We start from the raw sequence: 17000 nt of genomic DNA on the forward strand, positions 1-17000 counted from the left end.
TGGACCCGAGGTGGGCTCAGCGTTTGAGCGTGAAGGTGAAGTCGCCGGTGAGCCTGGCGGTCAGCCGGACCGCCGAGACGAGCTTCCCTTCCTCGATCAGCCGCTCCACCTCGGCCTGCGAGAGACCGCGCCCTTCGGCGATCAGCCGCACCGGACGGACCGGGATCCGCGCCGCGAAGCGGACCGAGATGTCCACCACCTCGCGGTCGAGAAGGTCCGATGCGCCGCCGGTGTCGAGCCGCCAGGCGCCGGTCCAGTCCAAGGCGATGCGATTACGGCGCAGCACGACCGGATCCTGGAGCAACTCGGCTGCCAGGGAAGGGTCGTTGGCGTGCATCCTGGCCAGCAGTTCGGGCCGCAGGGAGCGCACGTTGGTCCGCTCCAGGACCGTGAGCTTCGTGGTCTCCCCGCACCCGGTGCAGAGCGCGAGGAGCCAGCCGTCGATGAGCTTGTGATGGGCGTTGACCCGGAATTTTCCGCCGGTCCGGAAGGTCTCCGCCGCGCACGCGTGGCAGCGGCGGCGGACGAGCGGGAGGCAGGTGGGCATGACCACCCAGTTTTCGAGCACGGAGAAACACCGTCTCTGTGAGAAGTCCGCAGCAAAAAGGGGCGCGGCGCACTTGCGCGACGCGCGACGATTCAGCGCTCGGGAGGTCTCACACGGTGTACAACGGCACGTCCTTGCCCAGACGACTCGGTCCGGCAGCACGGTAGGGGCGTGCGGCGACGGTGGTCCACCGGTTTTCGGGGGCCTCGTCGCCGGGTCGCAGGCTCTAGCCTTCAGACATGATCCGTACCGCCACCCCCGCCGACATCCCCGTCATCCGCGTCCTGGTCCGCGAACTCGCCGAGTACGAGAAGGTCCCGCACGAGGCGAAGGCGACCGAGGAGCAGCTGCGCGAGGCGCTGTTCGGCGAGCGGCCCGCCGCGTACGCCCATGTCGCCGTCGACGACACGACCGGCGAACCGGTCGGCTTCGCCCTCTGGTTCCTCAACTTCTCGACCTGGCGCGGCGTCCACGGCATCTACCTGGAGGACCTCTACGTCCGCCCCACCGCCCGCGGCGCCGGCCACGGCAAGGCCCTGCTGACCGAACTGGCCCGTATCTGCGTCGAGCGCGGCTACCAGCGCCTGGAGTGGTCCGTCCTGAACTGGAACACCCCGTCGATCGCCTTCTACGAGTCCCTCGGCGCCCGGCCTCAGGACGAGTGGACGGTGTACCGGCTGACGGACGGGGCGTTGGCGAAGCTCGGGGCGGCGGGGTAAGCGGGGTCAGCTGGGGCGACTATGTGAAGGTTCCGCATGCCCGTCCACAGAATGGGCACGGCTCCCCGACATGAGCAACACGCATATGCCGCCCTTCCTTTCGGGTCTAGAGCTCTCCCGGCGCTTATACATCGAAGCGGTACGCCCCTTGCTGGAGGAAGCCGCCCCGGGCATCCCCCACTCCGCCGCCCGCCTGGGCAGCGGCTCCGAGGTCCTCGGCTTCGACACGGCCGGCCGCTCCCCCGACCGCGCGCGCCCTCTCCGCCTGCAGCTCTTCCTCCACCGTCACGACGTCCCCCGCACCGCGGGCCGCATCAGACACGTCCTCGCCGAGCACCTCCCGGACACCTTCCACGGCCGCCCGGTCCGCGCCGGAGTCGAAGTCACGCACACCGCGCCCTGGTTCACCGCGACGCTCGGTTTCGACCCCGCGCACCTCACCCCGCAGGACTGGCTCGCGACCCCCACCCAACTGCTCGCCGAGGTCACCGCGGGCGCCGTCTTCCATGACGGACTCGGCGAACTCGCCCGCGCCCGGGCCGCGTTGCGCTGGTACCCGCACGACATCTGGCTGCACGTCCTGGCCTGTCAGTGGCAGCGCGTCGCCCGCGAGGAGGCCCTCGTCGGCCGCTGCGGCGAGGTCGGCGACGAGATCGGCTCCGCGGTCGCGGCGGCCCGGCTGGTACGGGACCTGATGCGCCTGTGCCTGCTCATGGACCGCCGCTATCCGCCGTACGGCAAATGGCTCGGCACCGCCTTCGCGCACACCTCCGCCGGCCACCGCCTCACGCCGGTGCTGACCGCGGCCGTGACGGCGGGCGACCGGCACGGCCGCGAGAAGCACTTGGCCCAGGCTTACGAGACCGTCGCCGGTCTGCACAACCAGCTCGGGCTGACCGACCGCGTCGAACCGACCGCCCCGCCCCACCGGTTCACCCGCGCCCTCACCGCCCGTATCAGCGACCCGGCCGTCAAACAGCTGCAACTCGTCGGCTCGGTCGACCAGTTCGTCGACAGCGCGGAGGTGCTGACCCGACCGGAGCTGGCGCGGGCGGTGTATGCGGCCGCTATGTCAGCGCGAAGGCCAGCAGGGCCGTCGTCGTGAAGTCCAGCGCCGGCTCCACCGTCTGCCAGGCGCCCACGTCGTCCACGTACCGCGCGCCCTTGCCGTCGAAGTCGGTCCAGGCTCCCTCCGGCGGGCCGGCGGAGCACTTCTTCATGGTGGGGAAGCCGTTCAAGTCGGTCAGTTTTTCCGCCGCGTTGGGTCCGTTGACCACCGCGCCGCGCAGGATGGCGCCCTTGCCGTCGAGGCTGCCGCGGAGGTTGGCCAACTGGTGTTCCGGGCAGTGCGGATAGACCTCACCGGCACCGATCATGAAGCTGGTGCCCCAGGCGTTGGCACCGAGCGCCCAGCCGCGCTGCCGCCCGGCGAAGGCCGCGTAACGGGTGTCCCCGGTGGCCTTGGCGTAGAGGCGCGCGGTGGCCACGAGACCGAAGGTGTGCGGTACGGCGTCGAAGTCGTCGTAGACCGCGCCCGCTCCGAACGGGTCGTGTCCGGCGCGATCGACGCCGTCGTCCAGTTGGCGGCGCAGGTCCTCGTGGAGGTCCGCGGCTGCCACGCCGTTGCTGCGGGTGCCGTCCAGGGCGGTGGCCAGGTCGACGTGGGCCAGGGCGCTGACGTCGGCGACGTTGAGGGTGCCCTTGACGTCGGAGTCGAGATAGGCGCGGGCCCAGCGGGCGGAGTCCTCGGTCCACTCCCCCTCACGGTCGTCGCCCAACATCCGTGCCGCCAAGGCCATTTCGGCCCCCGCGAACTCCATGTCGTCCTGCCAGGAGTCCTCGGGGTAGAAGGTGCTGGGGAAGGCGGTGACGAGCGGTTCGTCGGGGTCGTGGCCGGTGTCGGCCAGGTCGTAGACGGCGGCCGCTTTCTCCAGCCACTCCCCCGCCTCGTCCGGGTCGGTGTCCGCGACCCGCTGCGCGGCGAGGGCGAAGACCGCGGCCACGCGTCCGGCCAGGCTGGGGGTGATCGGCTCGCCCGGGTCGTTCGCGCGGAAGACCGGGCGGTGCTTGATCGTGTAGTCCGGGTCGCCGGGTGACACGTCGAGCCGGTCGTCGGCCTCCGGCAGCCGCCATACGTCGTGGTCGGTCCGTACGGCGTCGTTGCCCGCGCCGATGCCGACCTGGGCGTAGAGCGTCCCGCTGTCCCCGTCCCACATCCTGTCCAGCCACTCCAACCCGTGCGTGGCCTCGGCCGACAGCTCCTTCATGTCGGGCAACTCCCGTTGGGCGAGGAGGAGTTCGGCGACGGAGTAGGAGGTGGTGCCGGTGAACTTGAGAAAGTCCCCCGCGTCGAACCACCCACCGGAGACGTCGACTTGCTCACCGGTCGGGGTCAGTCGCTCGTCGAGAAGCTCCTCGCCCTCCTCGTCGTACTCCGGGTCGGCGTAGACGGTCGCGTCGTCGTCGGCGAGGTGGGACGGACCGTGCGTGAGGGGACCGCCGGACAGCACGTCGGCTCCGTCGCGCTGGGCTTGCAGGAAGCGGACGTTGTCCCGGACCAACGGGGTCATCAACTCCCGCGCACCGGCGATCCGGAAGGCGGGCGAGCGGCCGGCCGCGGTGCCGGTGAGGACGATGCGGTAGGTGCCGGGGGTGTTCAGCGCGGAGAGGTCGACGGTGCGCACGGAGGGGTACTTGGCGTTCCAACGCCCGGTCACGGCACCGAGCCGCCCCGCCGCGACGGCCTTGTCCTCGTCCTCGACGTCGACGACCTTGAAACGGGCGCCCGCGAGAGCCTTCGACGACCCCATCACATACGCCTGCTTCGTCTCGCCGCGCAGATAACCGACCTGATCGACCCGCACGGCCACGTCGGTCGAGACGGCCGAACGGGAGCCGTCGAAGGGCACGCCGAACACATTCACAGCGACGAGCAGAGTGCCCAGTCCTACGACAGCGGCGCCGACCACCAGCCCCGGGCTACGCAAAGAGTTCATGCACTCACGGTGCCGGGGGCTTCATGAGATGACGATGAGGACGGGTGGGGGGGCGAGGGCGAGGGCGAGGGCGAGGGCGAGGGCGAGGGCGAGAGAAGGGTGAGGCAGGGGCGGGACGGGGGCAATGCGGGGGCGCCTGGTCCTACGCCGAAGTGACGTGCGTCGGGATCCGCAACTCGGCGAGCAGGCCCCCGCCGGGCGCGTCCGCGAGGCGAGCGGTGCCGTGATGCAACTCGGCGACCCAACGGACGATGGCGAGGCCGGCCCCGGTGCCTGCGGCGCTGGTGCTTGTGGTGGCGCTGGCGCCTGTAGGGGCGCTCATGTCGGGAGTGCCCCTCGAAGCGGCTCCCCTACGCAAAGTGCTCCCCGCAGCCGACGCGGCTCCCGCACCCGCGGCACCCTTCCGCCGCCAAGCGCCCTTCCGCCCCGGGGCGACCCCCATACCCGGGGCGGCCGGCGAAGCCGACCCGGCGCCTGCCCCCGAGCCCGGCCCGCCGCCCGAACCCGTCCCGGACACCCCGGTAACCCCCCGCCCGAACACCCGCTCCCGATCCTCCGCCGGCACCCCCGCCCCGTGATCCCGTACCGTCACCACCCCCGCCGCCGTGACCGTCACCTCCACCGGTGAACCGGCCGGTCCCCCGTGCCGCTGCGCGTTCTCCACCAGGTTCCGGACCGCCTGGGCCAGCAGGTCCGGGTCGCCGAGGACCACCGCCGGGTCGGACGTCACCGTGACGTTCTCGTGGTCCGGCAACTCCTCGACCGTGGTCTCCACCAGCTGGTCAAGACGCAGCGGCACCAACTCCACCCGCTGTGCCCCGGATTCCAGCCGGGCCCTGGCCAACAACCCCGTGACCAGTCGGCTCAGCCGGTCCACCAGGCGTAGCGCCTCGTCGGAGGAACCGCCCCGTTCCACCACTAGCCGCAGGGTCGCCAGCGGCGTACGGAGTTCGTGTGCCGCCTCGGCCAGGAACTGTTCCTGTTGGCCAAGTCCGCGCAGCGCCGGGCGCATCGCCCGGCCGGACAGCAGGTGGCCGACGGCCGCCGCGCAGCAGACCAGCGCCGTGCAGCCGAGGGCGAGCCAGCGTACGAGGACGTCGTGGTCGTGTTCGCTGCGGGCCAGTTCCGTGCCGACCAGCACGGCCGCGCCGATCCGGTCGCCGTCCCAGACCGGCGCCGCCGCCCACCGCAACCGCGCGCCGTGCGCGGAGGGCGCGCTGAGGACGACGGTCTCCTGTTCGTCCAGGACGCTCCGCCAGACGTCGTCCAGCCGGTCCGCGGCGGGCAGCGCCGAGCGTGCCGGGACGACGGTGCGCACCGACGGCGACTTTCCCGACGCCCCCTGCAACACGGCCAACACCTCGGCGCCCCGGGCAAGTTCGTCCTCCCGCAGCGGCTCCAGGTGCAACACCCCCGCGTCGAACCACACCGCCCGCGACAGACCGGCCGCGCGACTGTCCACCTCGTGGTCGAGGCCGGAACGGCGGGAACCGGCATCGATGCGGATCGCGACCGCGGCGAGTACGACGAGACAGGCGGCGGTGGTCGAGGCGAACAGCAGCGTCATCAACCGCCGGGTCCGCCGCAACCGAGCCACGGCGGGCGACGGGGCGGAAACGGGATCTCGGCTCTTCACCTCTCGCCATCCACGCTCAGCACGTAACCGACCCCCCGCACCGTCCGAATCACATCAGGCGGCCCCAGCCGGCGGCGCAGTTGGCCGATCAGGACGTCCACCACGTTGGACATCGGCTCGCTCGCCTCGTCCCAGCAGCTCTCGATCAGCTCGGTGCGGGTCACCACCTCGCCGGCGCGCAGCATCAGGACCTCCAGCACCGCGAACTCCTTCGCGGAAAGGCTGAGCAGCACCCCCGCCCTGGACACACGGCGCCGAGGGAGGTCGACCTCCAGGTCGCCCGCCCGCAGGACCGGCGGGCGCGCGGGTCGCTCACGCCTGCACAACGCCCTTACGCGCACGACCAGTTCCGCGAAGGCGAACGGCTTGACCAAGTAGTCGTCCGCGCCGTGCTCGAAACCGGCCACCCGGTCGCTCACCGCGTCCAGCGCGGTGAGGAGGAGGAACGGCAGCACCGATCCGGCCCGGCGCCGCGCGGCGAGCAGGGTGAGCGAGTCGCCGTCCGGTACCGAGCGGTCGGCCACGACACAGTCGTATCCATTGACGGAGAGCTTGAGATCCGCCTCGGCCAGCGTCCCCGCGAGGTCGACCGCGAACCCCGCGTCCCGCAGCTGAGCTGCGACGACGGGTCCCAGTTCGGGATCGTCCTCCAAGACCAATACGCGCATGGCCCGGAGCTTAGACGTAAGGAGGGTTCCTCTCGCCCGGCCCCGAGCGGCCGCGACTTTCGTCGTGCCCGCATGCGACGAACGGATGCTGTGCGCCCGGCCGGAGATGCCTACCGTGGGCGCGTGAACGTGACGACGAAGGCCCTCGGTGTCCGGAAGCGGCTGGGCGCGGCGGACCTGTGGCCCTGGCGGCGGATCGTCGGCGAGACGGTGCTCGCGCTCGTCCTGGCGCTGCTCGCGATGGTGAGCGTGCAGGGCGAGGGCGCGCTGGTGGCGGTCGGTGTGGGGGTGGCCGCCGTGGCGGCCTCGCTCTCGCGGCGGGCGTTCCCCGGCAGCGTGCTCGTCTTCGCCGGTGCGGCCGACGGCGTGTTCGGCGGGTTCTGGGCCCTGCTGATGGTCGCGAGCTGGTCGGCGGGCTCCCGGATCGAGGCACCGCGCCGCGCACTCGCGCTGTTCGCGGCCTCGTACGCCCTGTGCGCGGGAGTCTCCGTCCAGCAGGAGCACTTCGGCCTCGCCGATCAGCAGGCCGGCCTCGTCCTGTCCGTGTCCCAGACGCTGCTGTTCACCACGCTCGCGTTCCTGGCGACGGCGGTCGTGCCCGGCCTGGCCAGCCGCTACCGCTCCCAGCGCCGCAGGCTGCTGCGCGCGCTGCACGAGCACAACGCCCAGTTGCTGCGCGAACGCGAGATGATCGCGTCCCACGCCCGCCTGCGGGAGCGCCAGCGCATCGCGCAGGACATGCACGACAGCCTCGGCCACCAGCTCGCCCTGATCGCGGTGCACACGGGCGCGCTCGAAGTGGACCGGGACCTGACGGACGTGCAGCGGCAGGCGGTCGGCGTCCTGCGGGACGCGTCCGTCGCCGCGATGCACGAACTGCGCGAGGCCGTCGGCATCCTGCGCGACGGCACCCCAGACCCGGCACGGGCGCGCGAGGGCGAGACCGAACCCGCCGCGCGGGGCGTCTCGGGGATAGACGGCCTGGTCACGGCCTCGCGGGGCACACGGGCGGTCGTGGAACTGCGGCACACCGGCGAGGCACGGCCCCTGGCCCCCGCCGCCGACCACGCGGCGTACCGGATCGTGCAGGAGGCGCTGACCAACGCGCTCAAGCACGCGCCGGGCGCCCCGATCGCCGTCGAGCTGCGGTACGAGCCGGACTCGCTGGTGGTCGAGGTCGCCAACGGGCCCGCGGCGGCCGGGGAGGGGCGGCAGCCCGCGGTCAGCGGTGGGCAGGGGCTGACCGGGCTGCAGGAACGGGCCCGGCTGGTCGGCGGCATGGTGCATGCGTCGGCCGCGGCCGACGGCGGGTTCCGGGTCGCGGGCGTACTGCCCTACCCGGGGCGGGAGATGACGACCTTCGGCGATACGACGGACGACTTCCGGGGGCAGAGCGAGAGCGGCCCGCCCGGCGACGGTGGCGACGTCATCGACTGGTCCGGTCCGCCGGACAGGCAGAAGGAGTTCGACATCGCCATGGGACGCAAGAAGAAGGGCGTCATGATCGGCTGCGGCGCCGCGCTGCTGGCCTTCGTGGTTCTGGGAGTGGTGGCCGTCGTGTTCGTCGTCAAGCTGGTCGGCGACGAGACCGACAAGCTCATGATCGATCCGTCGGTCTACCGCTCGGTGAAGGTCGGCGACACCGAGTCGGCCGTCCGGGACAGGCTGCCGCACGGCAAGTCGTTCATGGCCGAGGCCCTGGACACGGACGCCGGCGCTCCGCCCGTACCGAGGGGCGCGACCTGCTCGTCGTACCTCTCGACCGGGGACTGGCCGGAGGAGGGCAGCAAAGTGCCCGCCTACCGCTTCTGCTTCCGGGACGGCACACTGATCGAGAAGCGGGCCTTCATGAGCACCTCATAACCACGACGTAGCCAAGACCACCTTGCAGGAGAGCTGTGATCAGGGTTCTCGTCGCGGACGACGAACCGCTCATCCGGGCGGGCATCAGGATGATCCTCACCTCCGCCGACGACATCGACGTCGTCGCGGAGGCGGCGAACGGCCGCGAGGCGGTCGAACTGGTCCGCGCGCACGCCGTCGACGTGGCCCTGCTCGACATCCAGATGCCCGTGCTGGACGGCCTGTCCGCCCTGGCCGAACTGCGGCGGGCGGCGCCTTCCGTACGTCCCCTGATCCTGACGACGTTCGGCGAGCGCGAGAACGTGCTGCGCGCGCTGAGCCACGGCGGCGCCGGCTTCCTGCTGAAGGACTCGGCACCGGCCGAACTGATCCAGGCGGTACGGGCGGCGGCGGCCGGCGACGCGTATCTGTCGCCCGCCGCCACCCGCCACGTCGTCGACTCGCTCGCCTCGGGCCGGGCGGCGGCGCGCGGCGAGGAGGCCCGACGGCGCCTGGAGGCCCTGAGCGAACGGGAGTTGGCGGTCCTCGCCCTCCTCGGCGAGGGCCTGTCCAACGCCGACGCGGGCGCCCGCATCCACGTCAGCGAGGCCACGGTGAAGACGTACGTCAGCCGCATCCTGACGAAGCTGCACTGCGAGAACCGGGTCCAGGCGGCCCTGCTGGCGCGGGACGCGGGGCTGGGACCGGACTGACCGCTCCTTCAGCTACCCCGTTTACTTCAAAGCCGCCGAGAACAGCGGTACGACCTGCTCCACCGCATACCCCACCGACAGAACCGAGTTGGTGGCGAAGGCCTGGCTCACGTTCGGGTCGTCGAAGACGACCGAGTGGCCCGCCTTCACCGCCGGCAGCGACTTGTACAGCGGATCGGACGTGATCTTGGCGGCCTTGACGCCGATCGGGGCCATCACGATGAGGTCGGCGTTCAGCAGCTCCAGGTTCTCCTCGGAGACCGGCACGGAGAACGCGGAACCGGCCTTGGCGTCGACCTTCGGGTTGTTGCGGAAGCCGAGCGCCTGGACGAAGTCGATCCGGCCCGTGCCCTTGACGTAGGCGCCCCAGCCGCTGGAGGTGCGGGACCCGACCGTGATGGTCCTGTCCTTGAACTCCGGGTGCGCCTTCGCTGCGGCCGCGGACTTCGCCTCCGTGTCGGCGATCAGCTTCTCGCCCTGGTCCGCGAGACCCAGCGCCTGCGCGACCATCGTGGTCTGCCGCTGCCACGAGATCTTGTACTGGTCGCCGCCCTTGGGCACCCCGATGGTCGGCGCGATCTTGCTCAGGGTGTCGTAACGGGTCTGGTCGCCACTGGACTTGACGTCCAGGATGAGGTCGGGCCTGAGCGCCGCGATCTTCTCGTACTCGGGCTCAAGGGTGCCGATCTTCTCCGGGCTCTTGTCGTAAAGACCCTTGGCCCACGGACCCACACCGTCACCACCGAAGGCCAGCCAGTCGCTCTCGCCGACCGGCTGCACGCCGAGCGCGAGGGCGGTCTCCGCGTCGCCCCAGCCCAACGCCACCACGCGCTTGGGCTGCGAACTCACCGTGACCGTACCGAACTTGGTGGCCACCTTGGCGGGGAAGGCACCGGAGGCGGATGTCGACGTCGAGGCGGACGCGGTGTCGCCGTCGTCCGAGGAGGAACCGCAGGCGGCGACCGCGCCCAGCAGCGTGAGGACGAGGACGCCGGTGAGCGCGCGCCGGGTTCTGCGCGCGCGGTGGGCGGGAGAGGGCGAAGACTTGGTGTCCGGGGACATGGTGACTCTTTCTGTGCGGTACGCCGTCAGCCGGACGGCGTGACGTGGTGGCGGCCGAGGGGGACGACCATCGGCGTGCCGGACGCCGGGTCGGGGATGACCGCCGAGCGGAGTCCGAAGACCTCGTGGACCAGCGACTCGGTGACGATGTCGCCGGGAGTGCCCTCGGCGACGATGCGGCCCGCCTTCATCGCGATCAGGTGATCGGCGTACCGGCAGGCGAGGTTGAGGTCGTGCAGGACCAGCGCGAGCGTGACGCCCCGGTCCCGGTTGAGGTCGGTGAGCAGGTCCAGGACCTCGAGTTGGTGGCTGATGTCGAGGTACGTGGTCGGCTCGTCGAGGAGGAGTACGTCGGTCTCCTGGGCCAGCGCCATGGCGATCCACACGCGCTGGCGCTGCCCGCCGGAGAGTTCGTCCACGGACCGGTCGGCGAGGTCGAGGACGTCCGTCGCGCGCATCGCCGCGGCCACCGCCTCGTCGTCGGCCCGCGTCCAACGGCGGAACCAGCCCTGGTGCGGATAGCGCCCCCGGCCGACGAGATCGGCGACCACGATGGCGTCCGGCGCCACCGGCGACTGCGGCAACACCCCGAGCGCGGCGGCCACTTCTCTGGTCGGCGTCCGGTGGATGTCCCGCCCGTCGAGCAGGACGGATCCCGCAAGCGGCGGCAGCAGCCGGGCCATCGCCCGCAACAGGGTGGACTTTCCACACGCGTTGGGCCCTACGACGACCGTGATCCGCCCGGGCGGCAGGGTCACGTCGAGCCGGGAGACGACCTCACGCTCGCCGTAGCCGAGGCTCAACTGCCGTGCCTGGAGCGTGTGGGAGGAGGTCACCGTCGTCTCCTTGTCCGGGTCAGTACGGGTGCCCGTACCGGGCGGGCGAGGAAGGTCGGATGGACGCACGTCAGCCGCCCTGCCCGACCCGGTTGGCCCGCGCCAGCAGCACCAGCAGATACGGCGCCCCGATCACGCTGGTGACGACGCCGACCGGCAACTGCGTGTGCGGCAGGGCGTGTTGACCGGCGAGGTCGGCAAGACCGACCAACGCCGTGCCGGTGAGCGCGGCCGGCACCAGAGCCGCCCCGTGTCCCGGCAGCAGGCGCCGCGCGATGGGCGGGCTGACGAACGCCACGAACCCGACAGGACCCGCGGCGGCCGTAGCCACCCCGGCCAGCGCAGTCGCGCAACCGAGCAGCAGCAGCCGGTCCCGCTCCACCCGCGCCCCGATCCCCGCCGCCGTACCGTCGCCCAGCTGCAGTGCGGGCAGGGCCCGGGACGCGACGAGCGTGAGCGGCACGAGGACGAGCACGGCACCGAGCAGCGGCCAGAACTGCGGCCAGGAACGCCCGTTGAGACTTCCCGCCAGCCAGACGAACGCGCTCTGCGCCTCGGTGACCTCCGAGCGCGTCATCAGATACGACACGATGCTCGACAGACCGGTGCCCACGCCCACGCCGATCAGCACGAGCCGCTGTCCGTTCACCCCGCGCCGCCAGGCCAGCAGATAGACACCCGCACCGGCGGCCGACGCGCCCGCCAGCGCCGTACCGGACAGCGCGATCCCGCTGACGCCGTAGACCATCGAGGCCAGTACGGCCGCCGCGGCGGCGCCCGAGCTGACGCCGATGACGTCGGGGCTGGCGAGTGGATTGCGCAGCAAGGCCTGGAACACGGCCCCGGACAGACCGAAGGAGAACCCCACCAGCAGCGCCAACAGGGCGCGCGGCAGGCGCAGTTCGACGACGACGAACCGGCTCCCGGCATCGCCCCCGCCGAGCAGCGTGTCCCAGACGTCCCCGACCGGCAGCGCGATGTCCCCCGTACACAACGCCACCACCAGGATCATGAGGACCGCGAGGAGGAGGCCGAGGCAGACCGCGCCGAAGCGTCTGTGCCGGCGCCGGCGCAACCGCCCGAGCCGAACGGCCGCCTCGGACACGGCCAGTTGGTCGGCCTTGGTCCCGAGGTCGCCGCTCACAGCGCGCCCCGTGCGGAGCGGCGGACGAGGTAGATGAAGGGCACGCAGCCCAGGGCCGCGGTCACCACGCCGACCTGCACCTCGCCGGGCCGGGCCACGACCCGTCCGACGACGTCCGCGAGCAGCACGAGGGTCGGTGCGAGCAGCGCGCTGTACGGCAGGATCCAGCGGTAGTCGGGCCCGGTGACCAGCCGCACGGCGTTCGGCACGGCGAGTCCGACGAAGCCGAGCGGTCCGGCCACGGCGGTCGCGGCGCCGCACAGCAGCACGACCGACACCGCACCCAACGCCCGTGTGGTGGACAGCCGTTGGCCCAGTCCCCGGGCGACGTCGTCGCCGAGGGCGAGCCCGTTGAGCCGGGGTCCCATGGCATGGGCCAGCACTCCGCCGATCACGACGAAGGGCAGCGCCTGCCGCAGGACATCGATGTCACGCCCGTTGAGCGCGCCCACCTGCCAGAACCGGAACTGGTCGAAGGTCTGGCTGTCGGTGAGCAGCATCGCGCTGGTGACGGAGGACAGCGCGGCGGTCGTGGCGGCACCGGCGAGGGCCAGCTTCACCGGCGTGGCGCCCTCGCGGCCGAGGCTGCCGACCCCGTACACGAGCACGGCGGCGAGACAGGCGCCGAGGAAGCCGAACCAGATGTACTGACCGGGCTCGGTCAGCGACAGCACGCTGATGGCGAAGACCACGAACACGGCGGCGCCGGCGTTGACGCCGAGCAGCCCCGGATCGGCGAGCGGATTGCGGGTCAGCCCCTGGATCACGGCTCCGGCGAGCCCGAGCGCGACGCCGGCCAGCAGCCCGGCCAGGGTGCGCGGCAACCGCACTTCCTGGATGACGAGTTGCCCGCGTACGGACCGGTCCGGGTCGAGGACGCCGTACAGGACGTCGTGCGGGGCCACGTGCCCGGACCCGACCACCAGGCTCAGCCCGGTCGCGACCAGCAACAGCAGCCCGAGCAGGGCGAGTCCCGCGCCGAGCGCGACCGTGCCGCCCGGCCGGGACGGCGCGGGGAGGGCGGGCGAGAGGCGCATGGGAGGGTCCTTGGACATGACAGGAAACCGGAGCGATCTTCTCCGAATAAAGGTAAGCCTAACCTAATATTTGACCGCCGCGGGAGCACCGGACGGCAAATGACTGATCCAGCTGTGATTCACCTAAGCGGCAGCTACTGTGTTCGACCGTGGAGGAAACCGGAACGGCGCACCTCAGGTTCTCCCTTCTCGGTCCGCTGCGCGCCTGGCGCGGCGCCGCGGAACTGGAGCTCGGCTCCCCCCAACAGCGCGCCGTCCTCGCGATGTTGCTCCTGCGCCGAGGACACGCGGTCGGTGTGGCCGACCTCGTCGACGGGATCTGGGGCACGGAACCGCCGCCGGGCGCGGTCTCGGTGCTGCGTACCTACGTCTCCCGGCTGCGCAGACTCCTTGAGCCCGACCGCGCGCCGGGACGGCCGTCCCATCTCCTGCTGTCCGTACGGGACGGCTACGCCCTGCGCACCGACGCCGTCTCCAGTGATGCGGCCGACTGCAGGGAGGCGGTGACGCGGGCGGAGCAGCACCGGGCCGCCGGCGAGACGGCCGCCGCCCTGCGGCTGCTGCGCACCGCGCTGGCCGCCTGGGAGAGCCCCGCGCTGGTCGGAGTGCCCGGCCCGTACGCCGAGAGCTCGCGGACGGAACTGGCCGAACGGCACCTCGGCGCCCTGGAGTTCAGGCTGCGCCTGGAGCTGGAGCTGGGCCGGCACGAGGCGGCGGTGCCGGAGCTGCTGGCCCTGCGCGACGCGCACCCGCTGCGCGAGACCCTGAGCGAGCTGCTGCTCGTCGCCCTGTACCGGTCCGGGCGACAGGCCGAGGCGCTGGAGGCGTACGCGCGCACCCGCCGCATCCTGGTGGACGAACTCGGCGTCGAACCGGGGCCCTCCTTGCGCGCCCTGCACGCCCGTCTGCTGGCCGGCGACCCCGACCTGTTACTGCCGCCCCCGCGCGGGCCGGCGTTCGAGGACGACCGGGAGAGACCGGGCGGGGCAGCCCACCCGGACCGGGCGGACGAGGCAGCCGAGCCGGGCACGGCCGCCCCGTACCGCCCCGGCACCCCGGCCGGACCGGCGCCCGGCGACAGCGCGCCGGACCGCCCCCGCGCCACGGTGCGTCCCTCCCAACTCCCCGCGGACCTGGCCACGTTCACCGGCCGCCGCGCCGAACTCGCCCAGGCCTCCGCCCTGCCGGCCGACGGCGACCGCGCGAGCACCGCCGCGTCCGCCATCGTCGTCATCGACGGCATGGCCGGCGCCGGCAAGAGCACGCTCGCCGTGCACTGGGCCCACCGCGTCGCCCACCGCTTTCCCGACGGCAGCCTCTACGTCGACCTGCACGGCTACGACCCCGGCGGTGCCCGGATGGACCCCGGCGAGGCGATCGCGAACTTCCTGGTGGCCCTCGGTGTGGCCCCGCACGACGTCCCCGAGGGGCTGGACGCGCAGGCCGCCCTGTACCGCAGCGTGCTGGCCGACCGCCGGGTCCTGATCATGCTGGACAACGCCCGCGACACCGAGCAGGTACGGCCGCTGCTGCCGGGCGCGGCCGGCTGTCTCGTCATCGTCACCAGCCGCAGCCGGCTCACCGGCCTGGTCGCCCAGCACGGGGCTCATCCCCTCACGCTGGGTCTGCTGAGCGCCGAGGACGCGCGCGAACTGCTCGTCCAGCGGCTCGGCGGTGCCCGCGTCGACGCCGAGCCGGAAGCGGCCGACGCCATCGTCGAGCTGTGCGCCCGGCTGCCGCTGGCCCTGGCGATCGTGGCCGCGCGGGCCGCGCACCACCCCGGCTTCCCGCTCGCCGACATCGCCGCCGAGCTGCGCCGCGACCACGGCAGCCTCGACGCGTTCGTCGGCCAGGAGACCGGTTCGGACGTACGCGCCGTCTTCTCCTGGTCGTACCGCGCCCTGTCGCCCGAGGCCGCCGGGCTGTTCCGGCGGCTCACCCTGCACCCCGGACCGGACATCGCCGCCGCGACCGCGGCGGCGCTGGCGGGCGTGGACCGGCCCCGGGTCCGCACCCTGCTGACGGAGCTGACCGGGGCGAACCTGCTCATCGAACGGGTCCCGGGCCGGTTCGTCCTGCACGACCTGCTGCGCGCCTACGCCCGCGAACTCATCGCCAAGCAGGACAGCCCGCAGGAACAGGAGGCGGCGCACCTTCGGCTGCTGGACCACTGTCTGCACACCGCCGACCACGCCGCCGCCGTCCTCGGCCCGTTCCGCGACCGGATCCCCCTGCCCCGCTGCACCCCGGGCAGCGAGCCGCTGCGGTTCGACGACGGCCGACAGGCGACCGCCTGGCTGCGCACCGAACGCCATGTGCTGCGCGCGATCGTCGAGTACGCGGCCGACCAGGGCCATCACGACCACGCCTGGCGCATCGCGTTCACCCTGGACCTGCACTTCGACCGGCTCGGCTACCGGCACGACCTGATGGAGATCAACAAGGCCGCGCTGCACGCCGCCCGCGCCCTGGGCGACCCCATCGGCCAGGCGCACGCCCTGCGGGGCCTGGGTTTCTGCCACACCCACTTCGACCATCCGGACGAGGCGGTCCGGCTCATGGACCAGGCCCTGGAGCTCTTCCGGCAGGCCGGCGACGCCCTCGGCCAGGCCCGCACCCACCGCTGCCTCGCCCACCAGGCCGACCGGCTGGGCCGCTACGACGACTCGCTCGACCACTACGTCCAGGCCGGTGAGCTGTACCAGTCGCTGGGCCACCGCAGCGGCGAGGCCGGCATCCTCAACGACATCGGCTGGACGTACATCCGGCTGGGCGCGCCCGAACACGCCCTGGAACACTGCGCGAAGTCCGTCTCGCTGCTCCAGCAGGCCGGCGACCTCAACGGCGAGGCCGCCGCGCACGACAGCATCGGCTGGGCGCAGCACCTGCTCGGCAGGTACGACGCGGCCGTCGAGCGGTTCGAGACCGCCATCGGCCTGTACCGGGAACTCGACAACCGCTACCTGGAGGCCGACACCCTGCGCCATCTCGGGGACTCCCACCGCGCCGCCGGCGACCTCGGGGCGGCCCGCACCGCGTGGTCCGCCGCGCTGGCCCTGCTGGCGGAGGGCGGCCACGCGGAGGCCGACGAGGTCCGGCAGGACCTGCGCGAACTGGACGCGGGCGAGCGGGCGCCGGGCGCCGCCGACACGCTGCGGCGCACCGGCTACCGCAGACCGCGCTCCGCCAGCGCCACCTTCAGGCTGCGCAGGGCGTAGAACACCCGGGACTTCACGGTGCCCTGCGGGATGCCCAGGGTCTCGGCCGCCTGCTGGGTGGTGCGGTCCGCGAAGAACGTCGCCAGGAGCACCTCGCGGTGCGCGGGCGTCAGCGTCTCCAGCGCGTCGCGCACCACCAGCGACGACAGCATCCGTTCGATGTCGTCCGCCTCGGTGCCCAGCTCGGTCAGCCAGGTGTCGCCGCCGATCTCCAACGGCCGCGCCATCCGCGTCCGATGCCCGTCGATGACCAGGTTGCGGGCGACCCGGAACATCCACGGGCGCACCGCCATCCCGTCCTCGTCGATCAGGTTCCGCTTGTTCCAGCAGCGCAGCAGCGCCTCCTGGACCACGTCCTCCGCGCGGTGGCTGTCTCCGTCCAGCATGCGCAGCACGTACGAGTGCAGCGCCGGACCGTGCTCCAGGTAGAGGTCGCGCAGTGCTCGCTCCTCGGCGGACAACGAGCTGGCCGAACCAATGACCGTCATGTTCATGGTGTGCTCCTGCTCCTCGGGACCGGATCGGAGTGTTCCGAGGGGCGTTCCACATTCGTTTGACACCGCGTGTACGCGTCGATTGACG

General features: G+C 72.4%; 14 protein-coding genes. 5 read left to right on the forward strand and 9 right to left on the reverse strand.

Features of this window, described 5'->3' with window-relative positions; genetic code table 11:
* Positions 1-16: 16 nt before the first annotated feature.
* Positions 17-568, reverse strand: coding sequence for a DUF1062 domain-containing protein (locus tag ACWDR3_RS04370; RefSeq protein ID WP_450350679.1), 552 nt, complete (start codon positions 566-568; stop codon positions 17-19).
* A gap of 218 nt (positions 569-786) precedes the next feature.
* Between ACWDR3_RS04370 and ACWDR3_RS04375 the strand changes: the two genes are divergently transcribed.
* The gene (locus ACWDR3_RS04375; protein WP_450350680.1) at positions 787-1266 is read left to right on the forward strand and encodes an N-acetyltransferase family protein; all 480 of its coding nucleotides are present in this window, start codon (positions 787-789) and stop codon (positions 1264-1266) included.
* Positions 1267-1336: 70 nt separating this feature from the next.
* Positions 1337-2371: a DUF4037 domain-containing protein gene (locus tag ACWDR3_RS04380; protein WP_450350682.1), complete on the forward strand. Its 1035-nt coding sequence runs from the start codon at positions 1337-1339 to the stop codon at positions 2369-2371.
* On the opposite strand, the gene ACWDR3_RS04385 is transcribed toward ACWDR3_RS04380, so the two are convergent.
* The 3 genes from ACWDR3_RS04385 to ACWDR3_RS04395 all read right to left on the reverse strand — a co-directional run bounded on the left by ACWDR3_RS04385 (position 2334) and on the right by ACWDR3_RS04395 (position 6566).
* A complete protein-coding gene (locus tag ACWDR3_RS04385) occupies positions 2334-4262 on the reverse strand; it encodes a glycoside hydrolase family 9 protein (protein ID WP_450350684.1) in 1929 nt (642 codons plus the stop codon). The genes ACWDR3_RS04380 and ACWDR3_RS04385 overlap by 38 nt on opposite strands.
* 142 nt (positions 4263-4404) lie before the next feature.
* Positions 4405-5829, reverse strand: coding sequence for an ATP-binding protein (locus ACWDR3_RS04390; protein WP_450350686.1), 1425 nt, complete (start codon positions 5827-5829; stop codon positions 4405-4407).
* Positions 5830-5894: 65 nt separating this feature from the next.
* Positions 5895-6566, reverse strand: coding sequence for a winged helix-turn-helix domain-containing protein (locus ACWDR3_RS04395; RefSeq protein ID WP_450350688.1), 672 nt, complete (start codon positions 6564-6566; stop codon positions 5895-5897).
* Positions 6567-6638: 72 nt separating this feature from the next.
* Here ACWDR3_RS04395 and ACWDR3_RS04400 point away from each other — a divergent pair, with 72 nt between their 5' ends.
* Both ACWDR3_RS04400 and ACWDR3_RS04405 read left to right on the forward strand, forming a co-directional pair.
* On the forward strand, positions 6639-8429 hold the full coding sequence (locus ACWDR3_RS04400; protein ID WP_450350689.1) for a sensor histidine kinase: 1791 nt from the start codon (positions 6639-6641) through the stop codon (positions 8427-8429).
* A 35-nt stretch (positions 8430-8464) separates the two neighbouring features.
* Positions 8465-9121: a response regulator transcription factor gene (locus ACWDR3_RS04405; RefSeq protein ID WP_450350691.1), complete on the forward strand. Its 657-nt coding sequence runs from the start codon at positions 8465-8467 to the stop codon at positions 9119-9121.
* A 21-nt stretch (positions 9122-9142) separates the two neighbouring features.
* Here ACWDR3_RS04405 and ACWDR3_RS04410 read toward each other — a convergent pair whose 3' ends face one another.
* From ACWDR3_RS04410 to ACWDR3_RS04425, 4 genes are all read right to left on the reverse strand, one after another.
* Positions 9143-10183 (reverse strand): iron-siderophore ABC transporter substrate-binding protein, encoded by a 1041-nt coding sequence (locus tag ACWDR3_RS04410; RefSeq protein WP_450350692.1) that lies wholly within the window; start codon positions 10181-10183, stop codon positions 9143-9145.
* A gap of 26 nt (positions 10184-10209) precedes the next feature.
* Positions 10210-11019 (reverse strand): ABC transporter ATP-binding protein, encoded by an 810-nt coding sequence (locus tag ACWDR3_RS04415; RefSeq protein WP_450350693.1) that lies wholly within the window; start codon positions 11017-11019, stop codon positions 10210-10212.
* A 70-nt stretch (positions 11020-11089) separates the two neighbouring features.
* Complete coding sequence (locus ACWDR3_RS04420) at positions 11090-12163, reverse strand: FecCD family ABC transporter permease (protein ID WP_450350694.1); 1074 nt, start codon at positions 12161-12163, stop codon at positions 11090-11092.
* A complete protein-coding gene (locus ACWDR3_RS04425; RefSeq protein ID WP_450350695.1) occupies positions 12160-13200 on the reverse strand; it encodes a FecCD family ABC transporter permease in 1041 nt (346 codons plus the stop codon). Before ACWDR3_RS04425 ends, ACWDR3_RS04420 begins: the two co-directional genes overlap by 4 nt.
* Before the next feature lie 149 nt (positions 13201-13349).
* Between ACWDR3_RS04425 and ACWDR3_RS04430 the strand changes: the two genes are divergently transcribed.
* Positions 13350-16418, forward strand: coding sequence for an AfsR/SARP family transcriptional regulator (locus ACWDR3_RS04430; protein WP_450350696.1), 3069 nt, complete (start codon positions 13350-13352; stop codon positions 16416-16418).
* Here the strand turns inward: ACWDR3_RS04430 and ACWDR3_RS04435 are convergent.
* Positions 16367-16912 (reverse strand): sigma-70 family RNA polymerase sigma factor, encoded by a 546-nt coding sequence (locus tag ACWDR3_RS04435; protein ID WP_450350698.1) that lies wholly within the window; start codon positions 16910-16912, stop codon positions 16367-16369. The genes ACWDR3_RS04430 and ACWDR3_RS04435 overlap by 52 nt on opposite strands.
* Positions 16913-17000: the final 88 nt, after the last annotated feature.

This window comes from Streptomyces sp. NPDC001002 (assembly GCF_053599215.1).

Excerpts from the sequence above, each read along its gene's own strand:
- ACWDR3_RS04375 (WP_450350680.1), top strand. The coding sequence starts at position 787 with ATGATCCGTACCGCCACCCCCGCCGACATCCCCGTCATCCGCGTCCTG.
- ACWDR3_RS04380 (WP_450350682.1), top strand. The coding sequence starts at position 1,337 with ATGAGCAACACGCATATGCCGCCCTTCCTTTCGGGTCTAGAGCTCTCC.
- ACWDR3_RS04385 (WP_450350684.1), bottom strand. The coding sequence starts at position 4,262 with ATGAACTCTTTGCGTAGCCCGGGGCTGGTGGTCGGCGCCGCTGTCGTA.
- ACWDR3_RS04390 (WP_450350686.1), bottom strand. The coding sequence starts at position 5,829 with ATGACGCTGCTGTTCGCCTCGACCACCGCCGCCTGTCTCGTCGTACTC.
- ACWDR3_RS04395 (WP_450350688.1), bottom strand. The coding sequence starts at position 6,566 with ATGCGCGTATTGGTCTTGGAGGACGATCCCGAACTGGGACCCGTCGTC.
- ACWDR3_RS04400 (WP_450350689.1), top strand. The coding sequence starts at position 6,639 with ATGCGACGAACGGATGCTGTGCGCCCGGCCGGAGATGCCTACCGTGGG.
- ACWDR3_RS04410 (WP_450350692.1), bottom strand. The coding sequence starts at position 10,183 with ATGTCCCCGGACACCAAGTCTTCGCCCTCTCCCGCCCACCGCGCGCGC.
- ACWDR3_RS04425 (WP_450350695.1), bottom strand. The coding sequence starts at position 13,200 with ATGCGCCTCTCGCCCGCCCTCCCCGCGCCGTCCCGGCCGGGCGGCACG.
- ACWDR3_RS04435 (WP_450350698.1), bottom strand. The coding sequence starts at position 16,912 with ATGAACATGACGGTCATTGGTTCGGCCAGCTCGTTGTCCGCCGAGGAG.